Raw genomic sequence first — 18,052 nt, forward strand, 5'->3', positions numbered from 1 at the left:
CAGCTTCTTTTTTATTTTCCAAATAGACGTCCAAAGAAACCTTTTTTAGAAGCTTCTTCTTGTTTGGTCTGGATTTCTTCCACTTGGGCCTTGGCTTCGTCAACCTCAACCTTAGCCTCATCAAGTTCCAGTTTAAGCTCTTCCTTGTCCTTCATAGCAGTCAAGGTCAATTGCTGCTGTTGATCAATTTGCTTGTCCTTTTCGGCGATTTGAACGTCTTTGACACGCAATTGGTCATCCATGTTAGACAACTGTTCGTCCTTAGCCTTCAACTGAGCATAGAGACGGGCAATCTCAGAGTTTTTCTCGTCTACAAGAATCTCCAACAACTCACGTTGTTTTGTTTCTTCATCGATTGGCTCATCGTCAAAGATGGTTTTCTTGTAAATTTCCTCCAACTTAATCAAGCCACTGCGTTTAACGACAGTAACCCCTTTAGCATTTTTTTCTAGATCTTCTTCTGGAAGTTGTTTGACACGATTATTGACTGCTTGACGACTAACACCAAGGATTTCAGCAATCTCGCTGACTGTCTTTTCAATACTCATAATAGCCTCATTTTCTCTTGAAATGTCTTACTATGAGAATATCACAATCACTCCTTTCTGTCAATTTGACTAGTTATTCTGGATACCTGAAGGACTTTTTTCCTTTCACTCTTCAAACAATTTACTTGATAGGAAGCTAAGCTTTTGGTAAACTATGTGTGGGTATAAATGTATATAGAAGGAAAGTCTTTGACTTAAACAATCGGTACTTCCAAATTGGGTTTGATCGGTATCAGATCTGTTGTATCTAGGAATGGTGGGAACAATTCCACAAGGTTTGGGATTTTCATTCTTGCTCCAATTTTTGATGGTATTCGAGCAACCTTGGTTGCAAAACGACTTGATATTGAAGCATAAATCACATTATCTTCAACGGTTTGACTGTTGGAGTTTTTTTATTGTTACTTTACTCGCTTACTAAAGCCTCATATTGCCATCCGAGATTGAAAAAAGCCCTAAATTATGCCATAATAAACAAAAGCAAAATAGAAAGAATGAGTCCTATGAAAAACTTCCGTGATGATATTAAGGTCAATGATTTGGCCCAGCCCTTCTTAGAGCCAATCGTCGAACAAATGACCACTGTATTCGATCCTGAGATTGAGCTAGACATTTACAACCTTGGTTTGATTTATGAAATCACTGTCGATGAAAATGGCCACTGCTACTTCCTTATGACCTTTACTGATACTGGTTGTGGCTGTGAAGAGACTATGCCTTATGAAATCGCTGAAAAGCTAAAATCCATTGACGGTATTAACTCTGTCAAGGTGGAAACCACTTATTCACCAGTCTGGAAGATGACACGCATCAGTCGTTATGGACGTATCGCTCTTGGTATCTCACCTCGAGGCGGAAAATAAAAGGAAAACCGATTGGACATTTCCAACCGGTTTTTTACTAGAGTAACAACAGACAAACCATTACTTGTCATCATACTGCCAACAACTGTCTCAGGATTTAATATCAAAAAATCACATCGAACAAATGTCCGGTGTGATTTTGTTTTATATCATATCATTAGGCTTTACCTGATTTATCCATGTTCCAGAAGTCGGTAACGGCACCACGTGACGCTGAAGAAACGATGTGAGCATATTTACCGAGGACACCACGGCTATAAAGTGGTGGCAACTCAGTTTCCGCTTTACGTTTCGCCAACTCTTCGTCTGAAACGTGCATCGTAATTTCTTTGGTATCTTGGTCAACTGTAACCATATCACCTGTACGGAGGTAGGCAATAGGTCCACCAACCTGAGCTTCAGGAGCAATGTGACCAACAACGAGTCCGTAAGTACCACCTGAGAAACGTCCATCTGTCAAGAGGGCAACCTTGTCCCCTTGACCTTTACCAACAATCATTGAAGACAATGACAACATTTCTGGCATACCAGGACCACCCTTAGGACCTACAAAACGTACAACAACTACGTCGCCATCAACGATTTCATCAGAAAGAACTGCTTCGATGGCATCTTCTTCTGAGTCAAATACTTTAGCGGGACCAGTGATGTTACGAACTTTAACCCCTGATACTTTGGCAACCGCACCTTCTGGAGCCAAGTTACCTTTCAAGATAATCAATGGACCATCAGCACGTTTAGGATTTTCAAGCGGCATGATGACTTTTTGACCTGGTGTCAAATCATCGAAGGCCTCCAAGTTTTCTGCAACAGTCTTACCAGTACATGTGATACGATCACCGTGAAGGAAACCATTCTTAAGAAGGTACTTCATAACGGCTGGTACACCACCAACATTGTAAAGATCTTGGAAGACATATTGACCTGAAGGTTTCAAGTCAGCCAAGTGAGGCACACGCTCTTGGAAATCGTTGAAATCTTCAAGTGTCAAATCAACGTTAGCTGCATGAGCAATAGCGAGCAAGTGAAGTGTCGCATTTGTTGAACCACCAAGTGCCATTGTGACAGTGATGGCATCTTCAAAGGCTTCACGTGTCAAGATATCTGATGGCTTAAGACCTAGTTCAAGCATCTTAACAACTGCACGACCTGCTTCTTCGATATCTGCTTTCTTCTCAGCTGATTCTGCAGGGTGAGATGATGATCCTGGAAGGCTCATCCCCATTACTTCAATCGCTGTCGCCATTGTGTTGGCAGTATACATACCACCACAACCACCAGGGCCAGGGCAGGCATTACATTCAAGATTTTTAACCTCTTCTGCGGTCATATCACCGTGGTTCCATTTACCGATACCTTCGAAAACAGAAACCAAGTCGATATCCTTACCGTTAAGGTTACCTGGTGCAATGGTACCACCATAAGCAAAAATCGCTGGAATATCCATGTTAGCAATGGCAATCATAGAACCAGGCATGTTCTTATCACAACCACCAATAGCAACAAAGGCATCGACGTTGTGACCACCCATAGCTGCTTCGATTGAGTCGGCAATGATATCACGAGATGTCAATGAGAAACGCATCCCTGGTGTCCCCATGGCAATACCATCTGCAACAGTAATCGTACCAAATTGAACTGGCCAAGCACCCGCGTCTTTAACACCTTCTTTGGCAATTTGACCAAAACCGTGCAAGTGGATATTACATGGTGTGTTCTCAGCCCAAGTTGAGATAACGCCAACAATAGGCTTTTCAAAACTATCATCCGTCATCCCAGTCGCACGAAGCATGGCACGGTTAGGCGATTTAACCATGCTATCGTAGACAGATGAACGGTGTTTCATGTTATTTTCAGACACGATATTTTCCTCCATAGTTAATAACTATTCTAATTTAAACTTCTACTCCTATTCTAACATAAATTATCTAAAAAAACTGACCATTTACAAACTATTCTCCCTTTTTAAATTATGCTAAAATAAAGGCATGAAACATTTTGATACTATCGTTATTGGCGGGGGTCCTGCTGGCATGATGGCGACTATTGCCTCAGCCTTCTATGGCCAACAAACCCTTCTAATTGAAAAAAATAAACGTCTCGGAAAGAAGCTGGCTGGTACTGGTGGTGGACGTTGTAATGTTACTAACAACGGGACTTTAGACGATCTTCTAGCAGGTATTCCAGGTAATGGCCGTTTCCTCTATAGCGTCTTTTCACAGTTTGATAACCACGATATCATTGCTTTTTTCGAGGACAATGGTGTCAAACTCAAGGTTGAGGATCACGGGCGTGTCTTCCCTAGGACAGATAAATCACGGACCATCATCCAAGCTCTGGAAAATAAGATTTGGGAACTTGGAGCTAGCATCCTCACCAATACAGAAGTTGTCTCCGTCAAAAAGGTTAATGAGCAATTCCAAGTTAAGTCTTCAGACCAGACTTTTACCAGTGATAAACTCATCGTCACAACTGGAGGAAAATCTTATCCATCGACTGGTTCAACTGGTTTTGGACATGATATTGCCCGCCATTTTAAGCTCCAAGTCACTGATCTTGAAGCTGCGGAAAGTCCACTCCTAACCGACTTCCCCCACAAGGCCTTACAAGGAATTTCTCTTGATGATGTCACTCTGTCCTATGGCAAGCACAAGATTACCCATGACCTTCTTTTCACTCATTTTGGCCTATCTGGACCGGCTGCCCTACGTTTATCTAGCTTTGTCAAGGGTGGTGAGATAGCTCATCTGGACTTTCTTCCCAACCAAAGCCAAGAAAATCTCAAGGCTTACTTTGAGGAAAATCGCGAGAAATCTGTCAAAAACACCCTCAAAGCTCTTGTACCTGAGCGTGTCGCTGAATTCCTAGCAGAAGACAAGGCTGATAGCAAGGTTAAACAACTGCATCCCAAAGACTTGGAAAACATTATCAGTCAGCTTAAGGGCATGGAAATTCCAATCACAGGTAAAATGTCACTTGCCAAATCCTTTGTGACTAAAGGTGGCGTTGACCTTAAGGAAATTAATCCCAAGACTCTAGAAAGTAAAAAAGTCCCTCACCTACACTTTGCAGGAGAGGTCCTTGACATCAATGCCCATACTGGTGGCTTTAACATTACTAGCGCCCTCTGTACCGGTTGGGTAGCAGGGATTCAGAGCCCTTGGGACTAAGGATTGAGTCCTCCTATCATAAAAAGCTGTTAAAACCATCTTCTTTTTAATTACTATACCTAAAAAGTGTCCCTTCTAAAACGGAAGGGACACTTTGTCTATTTCTCAAAGGAGAGGAGGGGATTCGAACCCCCGAGCCCCGTTAAGGACTACACGCTTTCCAAGCGTGCGCACTCGGCCTCTATGCGACCTCTCCACATCAAACGATTAGCCTATTAATGGCTAATCATTATTTCAATCAAGTTTTCAAGAGTTAATCTTTAAACTGGGCCTCTACTCGATAGATGACCTGACCTTTTTCTGAGAACTTACGCTCGTATTCAGTCATGACGTTGCCTTCATAATCACTGGCATGAAGGTCCAACCAAACTTTGTTGAGAACCATTCCATACTGTGAAAAGCTCGCCAAACTGTATTCAAAAAGTCCACGGTTGTCTGTCTTAAAGTGAATCCCTCCATTTTCAGGCAAAATTTGCTTATAAGTATCTAGGAAAGTCTTGTAAGTCAAACGACGCTTCTCGTGGCGACTCTTAGGCCATGGATCTGAGAAATTCAAATACATCATATCTACTTCGCCATCTTCAAAATAATTGGTCAAGGCTGAACCATCCACGCGCAAGAGTTTGACATTTTCAGCACCCGAAGCCAAAACCTTATCCAAGGCATAGCTCAATACAGACAGCTGAATATCAATACCAATGTAGTTGATGTCAGGGTTTTGTTGGGCCATTCCAGTAATGAAGGCCCCTTTACCAGATCCTACCTCGATATGGATAGGATTGTCATTACCAAAAAGCTCATGCCACTTACCTTTAGCAGCCTCCGGCTCAAGGATAACGTACTGAGGATGGTTAGCTAGGTGTTCCTCTGCACCTTTACGTTTTCTAACTCGCATGTCTACTTTCTAATATCTGTGCAAGGTCTCTCTGAATTTACGAAGTTCATAAATTTCTCGGTTGGCATGTTCCATATCACGACTATCAAAGAATTTTGAAATCTGTGTCAAATATGAAAACTGCCCATACCAGTAAATCTTATCCATCACAAGGTCGTTGTTCTTATAGCCATAGTATGACAACCACTGTGGCCAATGTGCCAATGGGATATAATGGCTGAGGATCTGCGCCACATCATACATACGATCTGTTAGACGTACAGAATCCCAATCAACCAAATAAATCAATCCTGAGGTTGTGATGACAAAATTACTATGACGAGCATCTCCGTGAACAATTGTTGCAATTTCCGCACGAAACTCTGGAAGATGACGTTTCAAATCTCTAACAACGTCTTGAAGGAAACCATTCTCACGCAATTGGTAAGCGGCATTCTCCTCCCACTCGTGTAGAAGATCAAAAGGATTTTCAATATGATAATCCAACTGCAAGAGTTGATTAACCAAGTGTTTAGAGCGGTGCAAATTACCAAGAATTTGGATAATCTGTTTACTATTCATGTCATGTTTGGTCAAAATACGACCATCAAGCCACTCCTGTGCACTCATCATGTCACCATTTCCCAGACGCTTAGCCCACAAGAGCTGTGGTGCAATCTGTTCCTTGGCAAGAGCTGCCAAGATTGGTGTTGTATTCATCTTCACAAAGACGCGATCTCCGTTTGGGTAGGTTCCCATATAGGCCTTACCACTATTTCCTTTGAGAGGAGTCAGGCTCAAATCTTTATCTGTTGATGTCACCTAGGCATCTCCTTTTTCTTTAGTCATTCGTTTCTATTTTAACTTATTTAATAGGTGTTAGTCAATCATCTTCTTAAGCTTGGATGGTAGGTAAACAAGGCTCAGAACTAGCATCATTCCAACCAAAATCAGACTAAACTTAAGGTCGAAGAGACAAACAGCCTGTACCAGAGTCATCCCAAGTACAATCTGGCTAATCAAGCGCTTAAGATTGCTTACCTGCATGTCTTTTCCAACTGGCATAAGATTAGCCATTCTCTGATAAGCAAAGTGCGATTTAAGTGCCGTGAGCTGGAAGAGCAAGAGGTAGTCAAAAACAACCACAAGCACCATAGCCAGCCATTTTTCAGGAACCAAAAAGAGAACCAGAAGTGTTAGGGCAAACAGGCGTAGGCTAAGGGCAAAGTAATCTCCAGAACGCAAGAAGGCTCTTAGATAAAGATTGTACCAGGTATGTTCCTTGTCTTTCTTTGTACGTTTGAGAATAGCATCCAAATAAGAACGGCGTTTAACACTCGACGTAATTCCCTTAACATTGGTAAAAAGTGAAAAGAACTTCAGAATCGATTGTTGACGCTTATTTTCCGCTGCAATAGCCTCAGCCCAATTCAGGCCAGACTGCTTATAAAAAGGTTGGGCCTTTTTCTGGAAAATAAAGTACTTAAGAATAGCCATAGCCACAGCTACAAGAATAACTCCCCAAACTGGAAGTCCCAAGGCTAAAAAGAGGGGAATAACCAAAATAAAAATCAGGCTTTGTACGATTACCCAAAATCTAAAAGCACGCCCTGTTGCCTTCTTAACATGGCCTAGCACCTCTTCTTCCTTCACCAAGAGGTAGTGCTTGTCCGCAGGTTCTAAATAAGTCGCAATATTCCCCCAAAAAGGCAATAACAGACAAAGCATAAGCAAGCCAAGAATGATTGCCCATGGATTCTTGGGAAAATGTTTCAGCAATTGGCTATACTGCACCAAGACGAAACCTAAAAGAAAGAGGAGAACCAAGATAAAGTGATCATTAAAGACGTAGCGACTATACTTAGCACAGCGGGCATTGAATCGCTTGCTACGCTCCTTAAAAAGCTCAGCTATCATGACAATTCTCCCTTAGTTAACTGCATGTAGATATCGTTAAGACTAGCACTGTTATCACCGAAAGTCTGACGAAGTTCTTCAAGAGTTCCCTGTGCTAGGACCTGTCCATGGTGCAAAATCACAAAACGGTCACACATCTTCTCAGCCGAATCCAAAACGTGAGTAGACATGAGAATTGCTTTGCCCTTAGCTTTTTCCTCAGCCAAAAGCTCAATCAAGTCCGAAATAGCCAAGGGATCCAAGCCCAAGAAGGGCTCATCAACGATGAATAGACTTGGATTCACAATAAAGGCACAGATAATCATGACCTTCTGCTTCATTCCCTTTGAAAACTGAGTCGGGAACCAATCTAACTTTTCATCTAAGCGAAAGAGTTTGAGGTACTTGTCCGCACGTGCCATCCCCTCAGTCACATCAAGACCATAGGCCATCAACACCGTTTCCAAATGTTCACGAAGCGTCAACTCTTCATAGAGACTTGGCGTTTCAGGAATATAGCCAATCTTCTGACGATAGCTAGCTGAATCTTGTTGAATAGCTAACCCATCAATGGCAATCTGTCCCCCATAAGGTGTTAAGAGACCAATAATCTCGTTAATTGTTGTTGATTTCCCAGCACCATTAAGACCAATGAGACCAACCAATTCACCATCAGCCACCTCAAAAGTCACATCTTTTAGGACGGGAATATTAGCGTAACCACCCGTCACCTTTTCTAATTTAAGCATTATCTTTTCTCTCTTTGGTATGATATAATCTATTATAACAAAAACTCATGGAAAGGTCGTTATTATGGATAATTGTATTTTCTGTAAAATTATATCTGGAGAAATTCCTTCATCAAAAGTCTACGAGGACGACAAGGTTCTAGCCTTCCTCGATATTTCACAAGCTACAAAAGGACATACCTTGGTTATTCCTAAAGAGCACGTTCGTAACATCTTAGAAATGTCTGCTGGGACTGCTGAGACTATCTTTAGCCGTGTTCCAAAAATTGCTCGTGCGGTGCAAAAAGCAACTGGAGCAATCGGCATGAATATCCTTAATAACAACGAAGAAGTTGCAGGACAAACCGTCTTCCACGCTCATATCCATCTCGTTCCTCGTTACGGTGCAGACGATGGTATCCACATGGGATTTGACGAACACGAACCAGACTTCGCTGCCCTGGCCGACCTTGCTGACAGCATCGCTAAAGAGGTAACAGAATGAAAATCGGACGCTTTCTAGCTCTTGGAACTCTTGCCTACGGTGCCTACTACGCCTATAAACGACGTGAAGACATCAAAGAGGAAATCCTAGACCTCAACCAATCACGAGAAAATATCTCTCACGATCTGGACAATATCAAACGCAACCTTGACATCATCAAGGAACAAAACCTAGTTCTCGCTGACATCAAACAAGACCTCAACTATAAAAAACGCGTCTTCCAAAAAGACCTCGAGCCCCGACTCAATATCATCCAAGAACGCTTGCAAAAGTATCAAGGTGAGGATAAAGAATAAAGGTAAGTAGCCTATGCTACTTACCTTTTTGTTATTCAGTTTTTTCAGCATTAAAAGAACTTATAGAGACTTGAGTTGTTGTAAACTCATTATCACCCTTAAACTGAGAGAACTCAAACAGAGTCTTACCAGATGGAGCCCAGTTATTAGCAGATACGTACTGCGTACCAACTGTAACACCGTCAGCATTTACCAAATTAATTGTTAAGTAGATATCTTTTATTAAATATTCTGTTGTATTCTCAACTGTTGCAGAATAATATTTTGTATATTCATTAGATTTAGTATTATCTACTGTAAAATTGATATTCTTAACAAGATTTTCAATAGCTTCTTTCTTTGCATTGTTATCTTTAACTTCATTTCCTTGAGCAAGTAACTCTGATAAACTATCTTTATCTTGTACTGGAATAGAATTTATTTTATCTATTGCAGAAAGTAAGGATGTTCTTTTACCAATATGCTCATCCCACTTGGTTTCAAAACTATCCGAACCATATGTTTTCGCAATTTCTAATCCATTATTTAATTCATTAATATAAGAAATTGCTAACTCTTGAAGTTTACTATCCTTAAACTTCTTATCTTTATATTCACTAATTTCATCTAATTCTTTATTAATTGCTTTTTTAAACGAACTAGCCGAGTCACTTTTTTCATTATCAATATACTTCCAACGAGCATCTAGACCCTTGGCTAAAGACTTTATAAAAGCTCCATCATACGTTTTACTTTCATTAGAGTTTGTACAAGCTGATAATGTAACAATCCCAATCAAAAGCAATAATAGAATAGTAATCTTTTTCATAAAATTTCCTCACTATTTAATTTTCGTTATATATTATATTTTTAATTTTACTAACTGTCAACTATTTATGAAAAGAAAATAAATTTTTTTATGTTTTTTCAGATTATTACAAATGAGTTAACCTAATACTTTTATTTTCTTCTCTCGCTTGACTCTATACAGACAATTTTGAATACGCTTGCTATTATCAAATTCTTACTCACCCCACTCTGTATAGATCAGATACTTTCCCCTGTGCTAAAAGTGATAGAAGCAATATTGCTTCTATCACTCGGAAGATTTGAGACTCAGGCTCAAATCTTAGGAATGGAATTCCGCTAGGAAGTCGCTTCCGTCCCTAGCACCCAAGGAAAGTCTAAAAAATTTATAAAAAAGAAAAGCAGAGATATCTAACATCTCTGCTTCATAATAGGATTAGGAGGTTTTATGCTTCTTATTCAGCATCTTTTTCTTTGATAACCAAGACACCGTCTTCCATATCAGCTTCTAGGTGTTTAGCATCAAGGTTATCCAAGTGGAAGTCTGTGACTTTGTCACGGATTTGTTGTTCAACCACACGACGGAGTGGACGAACACCCATGACTTCATCGTAGCCTTCTTCAGTCATGTATTCTTTAGCAGCTTCGCTAACTGCCAAGTCAATGTCTTTCTTAGAAAGAGTCTTGTTAACTTCAACCAACATAAGGTCTACAATCTTAGAAAGATCTTCTTTGCTCAAGTGTGAGAATTCGATAACAGCATTGAAACGGTTAAGGAATTCTGGACGGAAGTAAGGTTTCAAACGATCCATAAGTTCTGGTTTATCAGCATCTTCTGTCAAGTTAGCTTCGTAACCAAAGCCTGCGTTTGAAGTTGCAATAATCACAGTATTCTTGAAGTTTACAGTGTTACCTTGACCATCTGTCAAACGACCATCGTCCAAAACTTGGAGGAGAAGGGTGATGACTTGAGGGTCAGCCTTTTCAATTTCGTCGAGAAGAACGATTGAGTATGGGTTACGGCGAACACGTTCTGTCAAAGTATTGCTATTGTCATCATAACCAACATAACCAGCTGTTGTACCAATCAATTTAGAAACGGCTGTGCGGTCGCTATATTCTGACATGTCCAAACGGATAATAGCATCTTTAGTTCCGAACATATCAAGAGCCAATTGTTTAGCCAACTCAGTTTTACCAACACCAGTAGGTCCTACAAAGAGGAAGCTACCAATTGGACGGTTACCTTCGTCAAATCCTGCACGGTTACGACGGATGGCACGTGCCACTGCTTCAACGGCTTTATCTTGACCGATAACTTTAGTTTGCAAACGGTGGCCCATATCTTTCAAACGTTCGATATCAGTTGCTCCCATTTGCGATACTGGAATACCAGTCATACGTTCTACAGATTCAGCCACATCGTTAACAGTTGCAGTGACTTTAAGGTCTGCTGTATGGTTAGCAATTTTCTTTTCAAGTTCTTCAATACGAACCTTAGCGTTTAGAGCTGCTTCGTAGTCTTCTTTGGCAGCTGCAGCTTCTTGTTTAGCTTTTTCTTCTTCAATTTCATGTTCAACAGCATTCACATCAGTCACTGGGTGTTGAGCAGCCAAGTGAGCAGCTGTTACATCGACAAGGTCGATAGCCTTATCTGGCAAGCTACGTTGTGGAATGTATTGTACAGAGAAATCTACTGCTGCCTTCAAAACATCATCTGGCAAGATAACATTGTGGTGTTTTTCATAAAGATCACGGATACCTTGGAGAATTTTGAAAGTATCTTCAGCAGAAGGAGCATTGACCTTAACTTCGTTGAAACGACGAGCTAGGGCAGCGTTCTTCAAGATAGTGTTACGGTATTCATCCTGAGTTGTTGCACCAATCACTGTCAATTCACCACGTGAAAGAGCTGGTTTCAAGATATCAGCAAGACCTTTAGACCCTTGACCATCGCCAGTGCTTCCGGCACCAAGAATTTGGTGGATTTCATCGAAGAAGAGGATAATGTTTCCAGCTTCTTTGACTTCGTTTACCAAGTTTTGAATGTTTTCTTCAAAGCTACCACGGTATTGAGTACCAGCTTCAAGTCCAGAAATATCAATTGAGATGATTTCCTTGTTCTTGATAGCAGCTGGGACATCACCATTGACGATGGCTTGAGCCAAACCTTCAACTACGGCTGTTTTACCAACCCCAGCGTCCCCGACAAGGACTGGGTTATTCTTGGTACGACGAGCCAAGATTTCGCAAGCTTCTTGGATTTCTTTGTTACGTCCGATAACAGGATCCAATTTACCTTCGCGAGCTTCTTCAGTCAAGTTACGACCAAGTTTAGCAAGGATACCATCTTGTTTAGGTCCTTTACCTTGTTGTTGAGTTGGGTTCACTGCTTCACCTTCATTACCAGGCAATTGACCTGTTTGACGGTAAATCGCAAATTCTTCAGGTGTCACTTCACGACCGTTAATCATATAGCGACGGTTTTCTGAACGGTAACCACCCATGTTACCCATCAATTGATTGAAAAGATCGTCCATATTGTTAAAGTTGTTGTTCATATAATTACCTCGTTTTGTGTTTTCTTGTGAAATTTTTTAAGTGTTATTTTTATGTTAATGTGTTTTTTGACTTTTACTGACCAAAACCCTAAAAATTTTTAGTAGCTTCAACTACTCTTCTAATAATTTCAGGTTTTGCTCTTGGTAGGAGACTGAGAACTTTCACAGTCTTAAATAAATTGTCATTTAGCATAAGAGCCACCTTCTTTCTGTGAATCTCTCAATATAGCTAACTTCTAAGCCTCTTTCAGAAAGAAACTTGTAGATTAAGGAAACCTTTTTCCTTATAGCTTTATCATATACCTTTCATCTGCTTGGGTCAAGAATTTAGTTTTGACTTTTACTGACCTTTCAGATGAAAATTTTTGCAGACTAGCTGCAATCCTTTTTATTGGTATATGGGCTATTGACACAGCCTTCATAAGGATTTCATTTCCTTATGTTTATATTGTACAACATTGGTCAGTAATAGTCAATAGTTTTTTTGACTTTTTTTGACCTTTGTCATATTTTTTTGCAGTCAAACCAAAATAACTTTATGACAAGTATTTAGGCAAGCACTGCAAGATTTATAAGGAAGCTAAGTCCTTATGAGATTATAATACACCATTGGTCAGTATAGGTCAATAGTTTTGCTTGATCTTTTTTGACCTTTTGGAAAATAATTTACGGAAAGTAAAAAAAGCCTACCAGAGGTAGACCTAATAATGATCTTTAAAAGAGAGAAAGGCGACACTCTTACCATCAATCATATAAATCAAACGATTTTCAGCATCAATTCGCCGAGACCAAGCTCCTTGAAAGTCATACTTCAAGGGCTCTGGTTTCCCAATACCTGAAAAAGGATCCCGTTGAATATCTTTAATTAGCTTATTAATTCGCTTAAGTGTCTTCCTATCCTGATTTTGCCAATAACAATAATCCATCCATGCATCTTCAGTGAAAGTGAGTAACATTTTCTACTCCTTTAGTGCATGTTCTTGAGTCTCTCCAGCACGTACCTGAGCCATTCCTCTTAAAACCTTGTCTGATAGTTCTTTATTTTGAACAATACGCAATGTTTCTTGAATGCTATCCCACTCACTCTTTGAGACCACTACAATATCTTCATCGGGATTTTTATTGACTACAGCTAGAGGTTCAAATTCATCATTAACCTTTTTCATATAATCCTTCAAATGATTTCGAAACGTTGAATAGACGACTGCTTCCATTAGCATACCTCGTTTTCCTCTTTTCTTTTATTATATATCAAAAGTATAAACTTGTACAAGTTCCTGACAAGTTTATACTTTCTACAATATTTATTCGAAAAAGATTTAAAAAGCCTACCAGAGGTAGACCTTCTATAAAACTATTTTACTCTAATCGGTACACGTCCAAAGTTTTGTTCGCAAAGCTCGGGGTTACCTAATTGATAAACATTATCCGCTTGTTGTGTAAGCATATCCCAAGGTTCCCTTCCAATCCGAGCCACTATATCCACAGACTTTTTCACAGATTTGAGATGAGACTGCCCTTTTTGAGAAAACCCAAGGACATGAATGGATTCAGCTAGAGGGTTGTCCACAGCTCCGACTAGGATATAAGTCAAAATACGACGTACCCGTGCTTTTGTATAGCGTTTGGTTGCTACCTTATCCACCAATTCCTCCACAGAAGAGGCCTCACGGATAGCAGCTTTTAAACGACTGGCAATCTCTTCATTCACCTGGAAAACACTAGTCAAATCAGGGTTTGTAAGAATCTGATAAACCAACAATTGGAAATAATTATCCCAAGAGACCTGTGGAGAATTCTGAAAAAGTTTGCTATTGGGCATGAACTTATCCACAAAATCACTATCTTGCTTGTGGAGACGTAGGCTGGTTGCTGAAGCGAAAAATACTTCCTTATCTGAGGAATGATAGCCTGCCCCTTGTCTCTGGATAGGATTCAACTTAATGCCTTTACCAGCACAAGCTTTGGCATATGCTAATCCTAGAATATGGTTGGGTGTATTGCCAGTAAAGTCCACACCAGTAAATTTCTCCCACATTTTTTGTGTCTTTTGTGGATAAGATAGGTCACTCGGCAAGTTTTCCACAAAGGCTTCCATGTCCTCTGACTTTTCAGCATAGACATCGGCTAAAGTCTGATAGTCTATGACTTCTTCCGTTCCAAAAGTAAGGCTATCAATTCCCAGTCGGGACAAGATATTGACGGCTCCAGCAGCAAAATAATCGGCAGACTGGACTGCCGTCAAGAATGGCAACTCAACCACGAGGTCTGCCCCATTTTCCAAAGCCATCTGAGCCCTAGTCCACTTATCCACAATAGCTGGCTCACCTCGCTGAACAAAGTTCCCAGACATGGCAACGATTTTTACGCCTTTAGCCTGATCCAAGAGATACTTGTGGCCGTTATGAAAAGGATTGAACTCAGCAATAATACCTGTAACTGTCATAGCTCTTATTTTTGCGCCACAAAGAACCAACGGGCACTAGTTTCAGTCGGTTCCTTGTCCTCGAAATCGGCATAAAGTTTGAAAGATTTGAAGCCGGCCTGCTCCAACAAAATATCATAAGTCAAGACCTCATAGGTACGTTCCTCATGCACCTCATCATGACGGCTAAAGCTTCCATCTTCCTCTTGGACAAAGAAAGTTAATTCATGGACAATAGAATGCGGAGCCGCATCCTCATAGGTATCCCAGAGCATAGCAAACTCTTCTGCATTTTCATGGTAGGAATAGCCAGGGAAAACCTCATCCGTCTGATAGGTTGAGTGCACATCAAAGATAAAGACGCCATCTTCATTCAGTGTATTATAAACCTCCTTGAAGACGTCCCCAACCTCTACTTCATCCTGCATATAGCAGATTGAATCTGAGTAGCAAGTCACAAAGTCATACTTACCAGCTTGCGATAAATCCAACATGTTGCCTTCAATAAAGTCAATTTTCTGTTTGGCGGAAGACGCACGCTTCTCCGCAATCTTCAACATATCAGCACTCAAATCGAGTCCAGTTACATCAAAACCAGCTTGAGAAAAACGTACAGATTGAATCCCAGTTCCACAAGCCAATTCAAGCAATTTCTTTTTGTCCTTAGTCTTTGGCAAATGACGAAGCGAAAAATCCGTCCACAAATCGTAAAGACTATCATCCATAACAGCGTCGTAGACCGCCGCAAAAGTTTCATAAGTAGCCATAATGATGATACCAAGTCCGTCCGTAATCGGAATGAAAATTAGGGGGAGTGAGACAGAACGAGCTTTCTTAAAAAAATCGTTCGTTGTCTCACCCCCGCAAGGCTGATTAGGTACTCTTCCGAGCTTGAAAAGCGAATGAAGAGTCCAATCAGCTACTGCGCCAAATAATAAATTTTAATATTGATAATTTGACATAGAACTGTCTATTTTCCGACGATTACAGGACGCGTTCAAATCCTTTCTAAGATACAAAGAGCGTCAAAAGCACAGAGAAAATAGGAAACTTTCTGCCGTATTGCTAGATACAAAGAAAGTTTATCTTTTTCTCACAGCTTTTAGCTCGTGTTCAGTTGACAAACCAACCAAACACAAGGCTCTATCCTTCCTATTAAATCTTTAGTTTAAGCAACAAAACCCAGTTGTCGCCAACTGAGTTCAATTTTTATGCCAAATAAGCTGACACATCCACCATTGGTGCTTCATGCCAGAGTTTTTCGAGGTTATAGTGAGCACGTTCATCTTCTGTAAAGATGTGAACAACGACATCGTTAAGATCCAAAAGAATCCAACCACCCTTGTTATCACCTTCCATGTGACTAGCATCAAGGCCAGCTTCTTTCACTTTCTCACGGATGTTGTCGGCAATAGCTTCCAACTGACGGCTGTTCATTGCACTCAAAATAACAAAATAATCTGTTAGGCTTGTAAGGCCGTACAAATCAAGGGCAACAATGTCTTCAGCTCGCTTTTCATCAGCAGCTTTGACAACCAATTCAAGTAATTCTTCTTTCATTTAATCCTCTTTCATTAAAAAATCGTTTTGTAATCTAAGACATCTGCAAAACGTTCATCCCAAATGTTCTCGTAAAATTCATTAATCGTTTCTGCTGGAATGTCCTCTCCATCAAAGGTTGTAACAGTACCTTCGGGAACGACTAGCTTGTAGCCATGTTCGAAAGCAACTTTAACGGATGTATCAACACAATACTCCGTCTGCATACCGCATAAGACTAGTTTCTCAATTCCTTGTTGATCCAAGTATTCCTTTAATCCAGTCTCTTTAAACATGCTATTGTATCGCTTCTGAAAAACCTTTTCATCAGACTGTCTCTTTAATAGTGGCGATAATTTCCAATCTTCCGAGGTTAGAGCCTCTTCCGTTTCAATATGCTGAATATAGATAATTTCAATCTGCTGTTTTCTAGCCTGATCTTGTAAATAAGAGATTTTCTCTAACAGCTTTTGTGTTTCAAAACCTGTTTCTACTAAGATATTTTGTACATCAATAATAATAAAAGCTGTTTTCACTTACTAATCCTCTTTCAAGCAGTGCACAAAAGCATTATAGGTTTCCAAGGTTTGTGGGAAAATCGGTAGAGCTTGGTGAGCCAAGTGTTCTACCGTATGGACGGTTTCAAAAGCAACTGCCTTATCCAAGGATTGCTCTGCTACTTGTCTAGCTTCCTCTACCAAAGGGAAATTACGGTTATGCTCAATATAATCAGCCACATAGACAATCTTATCTAGGGTTGACATTTCATGGCTTCCGACGGTATGGATCTCAATACTGCGTAGAATCTCAGAATCAGTCAAACCCAAATCTTCTTGGATTTTGTAAATCCCAACCATGCCATGCCAGACATTGTTCCCCCATTTTTTCAATTCAGGGTCGAGCTCATACTTATCGATTAGCTCTAAGAATTCCTGATCCGGAATTTCCTTGGCATAATCATGAAGGAGGCCAGCCAAACCAGCTTTTTCAGTATCGTAACCATACTTTTCAGCAAGAGCAATAGCAGCTCGCTCAACACCCAAAACATGATTGAAGCGTTTAGGACTCATGACTGCTCGAACTTTTTCAAGGAGTTCTTCACGAGAATAGTCTAGATATTTTTCATAGGTCATTTATAGAGCCCCGCTTTCTTGATGTAGGCAAGTACAGACTGGGGCACCATAAAGTTAGGTGTACGATCCTTCTTAATGTAGGCTCTGACTGCACTCGAACTAATATCCATAAGGGGCACATCCACCCAAATAACTGGGTAAGAGGTTCCAGCCTTATACTTAGGACGCTGAACACCAACAAATTGGACCATCTCGATTAGTTCATCAATACGATGCCATTTTGGTAGGTATTCGACCATATCCGCTCCAATAATAAAGTAATAATCCGTATCAGGATTGGCCTCTGTCAAAAGCTTCATGGTGTCATAAGTATAACTGATTCCCTTGCGTTCCAACTCGATGGTTTCAATATCCAAACCCTCGATACCATTAATAGCCAACATAAGCATATTAAGGCGATGTTGTTCATCAATAGTCTCTTTTTTATCGACATGAGGTGGCTCAAACTCAGGCATGAGAAGAACTTCGTCAAGACCTAACTGCTGACGCACCTGGTCCGCAACAACCAAGTGAGCATTGTGAACAGGGTTGAAATTTCCACCTAAAATTCCCACCTGCTTACGACCAGTATCTTTGATTTCTTCTTCTAGTTGAACCTTTGTAAATGGGGTTACGAGATCCAGTGCCATGTACGCCTCCTCTTTTTCAAGCATTATACAACTGACTTAAGGCTAGCTGATGCTTCAAAAGTGTTCCTATACTTCAGTTTATCCTTCACCAAGCAAAGT

20 protein-coding genes and 1 tRNA gene are annotated in these 18,052 nt (G+C 40.4%); 4 read left to right on the top strand and 17 right to left on the bottom strand.

What is annotated here, in order from left to right; translation table 11 throughout:
• Positions 1 to 11: 11 nt before the first annotated feature.
• On the bottom strand, positions 12 to 548 hold the full coding sequence (locus H7U02_RS06420) for a DUF536 domain-containing protein (protein WP_002884601.1): 537 nt from the start codon (positions 546 to 548) through the stop codon (positions 12 to 14).
• Between the two features lie 503 nt (positions 549 to 1,051).
• Between H7U02_RS06420 and H7U02_RS06425 the strand changes: the two genes are divergently transcribed.
• Positions 1,052 to 1,411, top strand: coding sequence for a metal-sulfur cluster assembly factor (locus H7U02_RS06425; RefSeq protein ID WP_037598415.1), 360 nt, complete (start codon positions 1,052 to 1,054; stop codon positions 1,409 to 1,411).
• A 157-nt stretch (positions 1,412 to 1,568) separates the two neighbouring features.
• Here the strand turns inward: H7U02_RS06425 and ilvD are convergent, their stop codons facing one another.
• A complete protein-coding gene (gene ilvD, locus H7U02_RS06430) occupies positions 1,569 to 3,287 on the bottom strand; it encodes a dihydroxy-acid dehydratase (protein ID WP_155198240.1) in 1,719 nt (572 codons plus the stop codon).
• 112 nt (positions 3,288 to 3,399) lie between these two features.
• Here ilvD and H7U02_RS06435 point away from each other — a divergent pair, with 112 nt between their 5' ends.
• Positions 3,400 to 4,581, top strand: coding sequence for an NAD(P)/FAD-dependent oxidoreductase (locus tag H7U02_RS06435; RefSeq protein WP_110981265.1), 1,182 nt, complete (start codon positions 3,400 to 3,402; stop codon positions 4,579 to 4,581).
• 109 nt (positions 4,582 to 4,690) lie between these two features.
• On the opposite strand, the gene H7U02_RS06440 is transcribed toward H7U02_RS06435, so the two are convergent.
• The 5 genes from H7U02_RS06440 to H7U02_RS06460 form a co-directional block, all read right to left on the bottom strand.
• Positions 4,691 to 4,777 (bottom strand) — tRNA-Ser (locus H7U02_RS06440).
• Between the two features lie 57 nt (positions 4,778 to 4,834).
• Positions 4,835 to 5,476: a tRNA (guanosine(46)-N7)-methyltransferase TrmB gene (gene trmB / locus H7U02_RS06445; protein WP_038676644.1), complete on the bottom strand. Its 642-nt coding sequence runs from the start codon at positions 5,474 to 5,476 to the stop codon at positions 4,835 to 4,837.
• 9 nt (positions 5,477 to 5,485) lie between these two features.
• Positions 5,486 to 6,277, bottom strand: a complete 792-nt coding sequence (gene ccrZ, locus H7U02_RS06450) for a cell cycle regulator CcrZ (protein ID WP_002884270.1) — start codon at positions 6,275 to 6,277, stop codon at positions 5,486 to 5,488.
• 57 nt (positions 6,278 to 6,334) lie between these two features.
• Entirely contained in the window at positions 6,335 to 7,372 is a 1,038-nt protein-coding gene (locus H7U02_RS06455; RefSeq protein ID WP_038676646.1) for an ABC transporter permease, read from the bottom strand.
• Positions 7,369 to 8,100, bottom strand: a complete 732-nt coding sequence (locus tag H7U02_RS06460) for an ABC transporter ATP-binding protein (protein ID WP_038676648.1) — start codon at positions 8,098 to 8,100, stop codon at positions 7,369 to 7,371. Before H7U02_RS06460 ends, H7U02_RS06455 begins: the two co-directional genes overlap by 4 nt.
• Before the next feature lie 64 nt (positions 8,101 to 8,164).
• Here H7U02_RS06460 and H7U02_RS06465 point away from each other — a divergent pair, with 64 nt between their 5' ends.
• On the top strand, positions 8,165 to 8,584 hold the full coding sequence (locus H7U02_RS06465) for an HIT family protein (protein ID WP_110981264.1): 420 nt from the start codon (positions 8,165 to 8,167) through the stop codon (positions 8,582 to 8,584).
• Positions 8,581 to 8,880, top strand: coding sequence for a hypothetical protein (locus H7U02_RS06470; RefSeq protein WP_049546039.1), 300 nt, complete (start codon positions 8,581 to 8,583; stop codon positions 8,878 to 8,880). The genes H7U02_RS06465 and H7U02_RS06470 overlap by 4 nt, the downstream gene beginning before the upstream one ends.
• 31 nt (positions 8,881 to 8,911) lie before the next feature.
• Here H7U02_RS06470 and H7U02_RS06475 read toward each other — a convergent pair whose 3' ends face one another.
• From H7U02_RS06475 to H7U02_RS06520, 10 genes are all read right to left on the bottom strand, one after another.
• A complete protein-coding gene (locus H7U02_RS06475; protein ID WP_049546038.1) occupies positions 8,912 to 9,688 on the bottom strand; it encodes an FxLYD domain-containing protein in 777 nt (258 codons plus the stop codon).
• A gap of 433 nt (positions 9,689 to 10,121) precedes the next feature.
• Entirely contained in the window at positions 10,122 to 12,227 is a 2,106-nt protein-coding gene (locus H7U02_RS06480) for an AAA family ATPase (protein ID WP_002891663.1), read from the bottom strand.
• Between the two features lie 701 nt (positions 12,228 to 12,928).
• A complete protein-coding gene (locus tag H7U02_RS06485) occupies positions 12,929 to 13,183 on the bottom strand; it encodes a Txe/YoeB family addiction module toxin (protein ID WP_021143706.1) in 255 nt (84 codons plus the stop codon).
• Between the two features lie 3 nt (positions 13,184 to 13,186).
• Positions 13,187 to 13,441, bottom strand: coding sequence for a type II toxin-antitoxin system Phd/YefM family antitoxin (locus tag H7U02_RS06490; protein ID WP_060971904.1), 255 nt, complete (start codon positions 13,439 to 13,441; stop codon positions 13,187 to 13,189).
• 140 nt (positions 13,442 to 13,581) lie between these two features.
• A complete protein-coding gene (locus tag H7U02_RS06495; protein WP_201042977.1) occupies positions 13,582 to 14,673 on the bottom strand; it encodes a nucleotidyltransferase in 1,092 nt (363 codons plus the stop codon).
• A gap of 5 nt (positions 14,674 to 14,678) precedes the next feature.
• Positions 14,679 to 15,419, bottom strand: a complete 741-nt coding sequence (locus tag H7U02_RS06500) for a class I SAM-dependent DNA methyltransferase (protein WP_073689583.1) — start codon at positions 15,417 to 15,419, stop codon at positions 14,679 to 14,681.
• 442 nt (positions 15,420 to 15,861) lie between these two features.
• Positions 15,862 to 16,212: a ribosome silencing factor gene (gene rsfS, locus H7U02_RS06505; protein ID WP_002891669.1), complete on the bottom strand. Its 351-nt coding sequence runs from the start codon at positions 16,210 to 16,212 to the stop codon at positions 15,862 to 15,864.
• 14 nt (positions 16,213 to 16,226) lie between these two features.
• A complete protein-coding gene (locus tag H7U02_RS06510) occupies positions 16,227 to 16,727 on the bottom strand; it encodes a cysteine hydrolase family protein (RefSeq protein WP_201042978.1) in 501 nt (166 codons plus the stop codon).
• Positions 16,728 to 16,730: 3 nt separating this feature from the next.
• Complete coding sequence (yqeK, locus tag H7U02_RS06515; RefSeq protein ID WP_198463659.1) at positions 16,731 to 17,324, bottom strand: bis(5'-nucleosyl)-tetraphosphatase (symmetrical) YqeK; 594 nt, start codon at positions 17,322 to 17,324, stop codon at positions 16,731 to 16,733.
• Complete coding sequence (locus H7U02_RS06520) at positions 17,321 to 17,953, bottom strand: nicotinate-nucleotide adenylyltransferase (protein WP_021143701.1); 633 nt, start codon at positions 17,951 to 17,953, stop codon at positions 17,321 to 17,323. The genes yqeK and H7U02_RS06520 overlap by 4 nt, the downstream gene beginning before the upstream one ends.
• Positions 17,954 to 18,052 lie beyond the last annotated feature (99 nt).

It is taken from the genome of Streptococcus sp. 3.1 (assembly GCF_016648915.1).
GTDB classification, from domain to species: Bacteria; Bacillota; Bacilli; order Lactobacillales; family Streptococcaceae; genus Streptococcus; species Streptococcus salivarius_E.

Coding starts and splice junctions, on each gene's coding strand:
- H7U02_RS06460 (WP_038676648.1), bottom strand. CDS start 8,100: ATGCTTAAATTAGAAAAGGTGACGGGTGGTTACGCTAATATTCCCGTC.
- H7U02_RS06420 (WP_002884601.1), bottom strand. CDS start 548: ATGAGTATTGAAAAGACAGTCAGCGAGATTGCTGAAATCCTTGGTGTT.
- H7U02_RS06520 (WP_021143701.1), bottom strand. CDS start 17,953: ATGGCACTGGATCTCGTAACCCCATTTACAAAGGTTCAACTAGAAGAA.
- H7U02_RS06490 (WP_060971904.1), bottom strand. CDS start 13,441: ATGGAAGCAGTCGTCTATTCAACGTTTCGAAATCATTTGAAGGATTAT.
- H7U02_RS06475 (WP_049546038.1), bottom strand. CDS start 9,688: ATGAAAAAGATTACTATTCTATTATTGCTTTTGATTGGGATTGTTACA.
- H7U02_RS06465 (WP_110981264.1), top strand. CDS start 8,165: ATGGATAATTGTATTTTCTGTAAAATTATATCTGGAGAAATTCCTTCA.
- H7U02_RS06480 (WP_002891663.1), bottom strand. CDS start 12,227: ATGAACAACAACTTTAACAATATGGACGATCTTTTCAATCAATTGATG.
- H7U02_RS06500 (WP_073689583.1), bottom strand. CDS start 15,419: ATGGCTACTTATGAAACTTTTGCGGCGGTCTACGACGCTGTTATGGAT.
- trmB (WP_038676644.1), bottom strand. CDS start 5,476: ATGCGAGTTAGAAAACGTAAAGGTGCAGAGGAACACCTAGCTAACCAT.
- rsfS (WP_002891669.1), bottom strand. CDS start 16,212: ATGAAAGAAGAATTACTTGAATTGGTTGTCAAAGCTGCTGATGAAAAG.
- yqeK (WP_198463659.1), bottom strand. CDS start 17,324: ATGACCTATGAAAAATATCTAGACTATTCTCGTGAAGAACTCCTTGAA.
- H7U02_RS06455 (WP_038676646.1), bottom strand. CDS start 7,372: ATGATAGCTGAGCTTTTTAAGGAGCGTAGCAAGCGATTCAATGCCCGC.
- H7U02_RS06435 (WP_110981265.1), top strand. CDS start 3,400: ATGAAACATTTTGATACTATCGTTATTGGCGGGGGTCCTGCTGGCATG.
- H7U02_RS06495 (WP_201042977.1), bottom strand. CDS start 14,673: ATGACAGTTACAGGTATTATTGCTGAGTTCAATCCTTTTCATAACGGC.
- H7U02_RS06470 (WP_049546039.1), top strand. CDS start 8,581: ATGAAAATCGGACGCTTTCTAGCTCTTGGAACTCTTGCCTACGGTGCC.
- H7U02_RS06425 (WP_037598415.1), top strand. CDS start 1,052: ATGAAAAACTTCCGTGATGATATTAAGGTCAATGATTTGGCCCAGCCC.
- H7U02_RS06485 (WP_021143706.1), bottom strand. CDS start 13,183: ATGTTACTCACTTTCACTGAAGATGCATGGATGGATTATTGTTATTGG.
- ilvD (WP_155198240.1), bottom strand. CDS start 3,287: ATGGAGGAAAATATCGTGTCTGAAAATAACATGAAACACCGTTCATCT.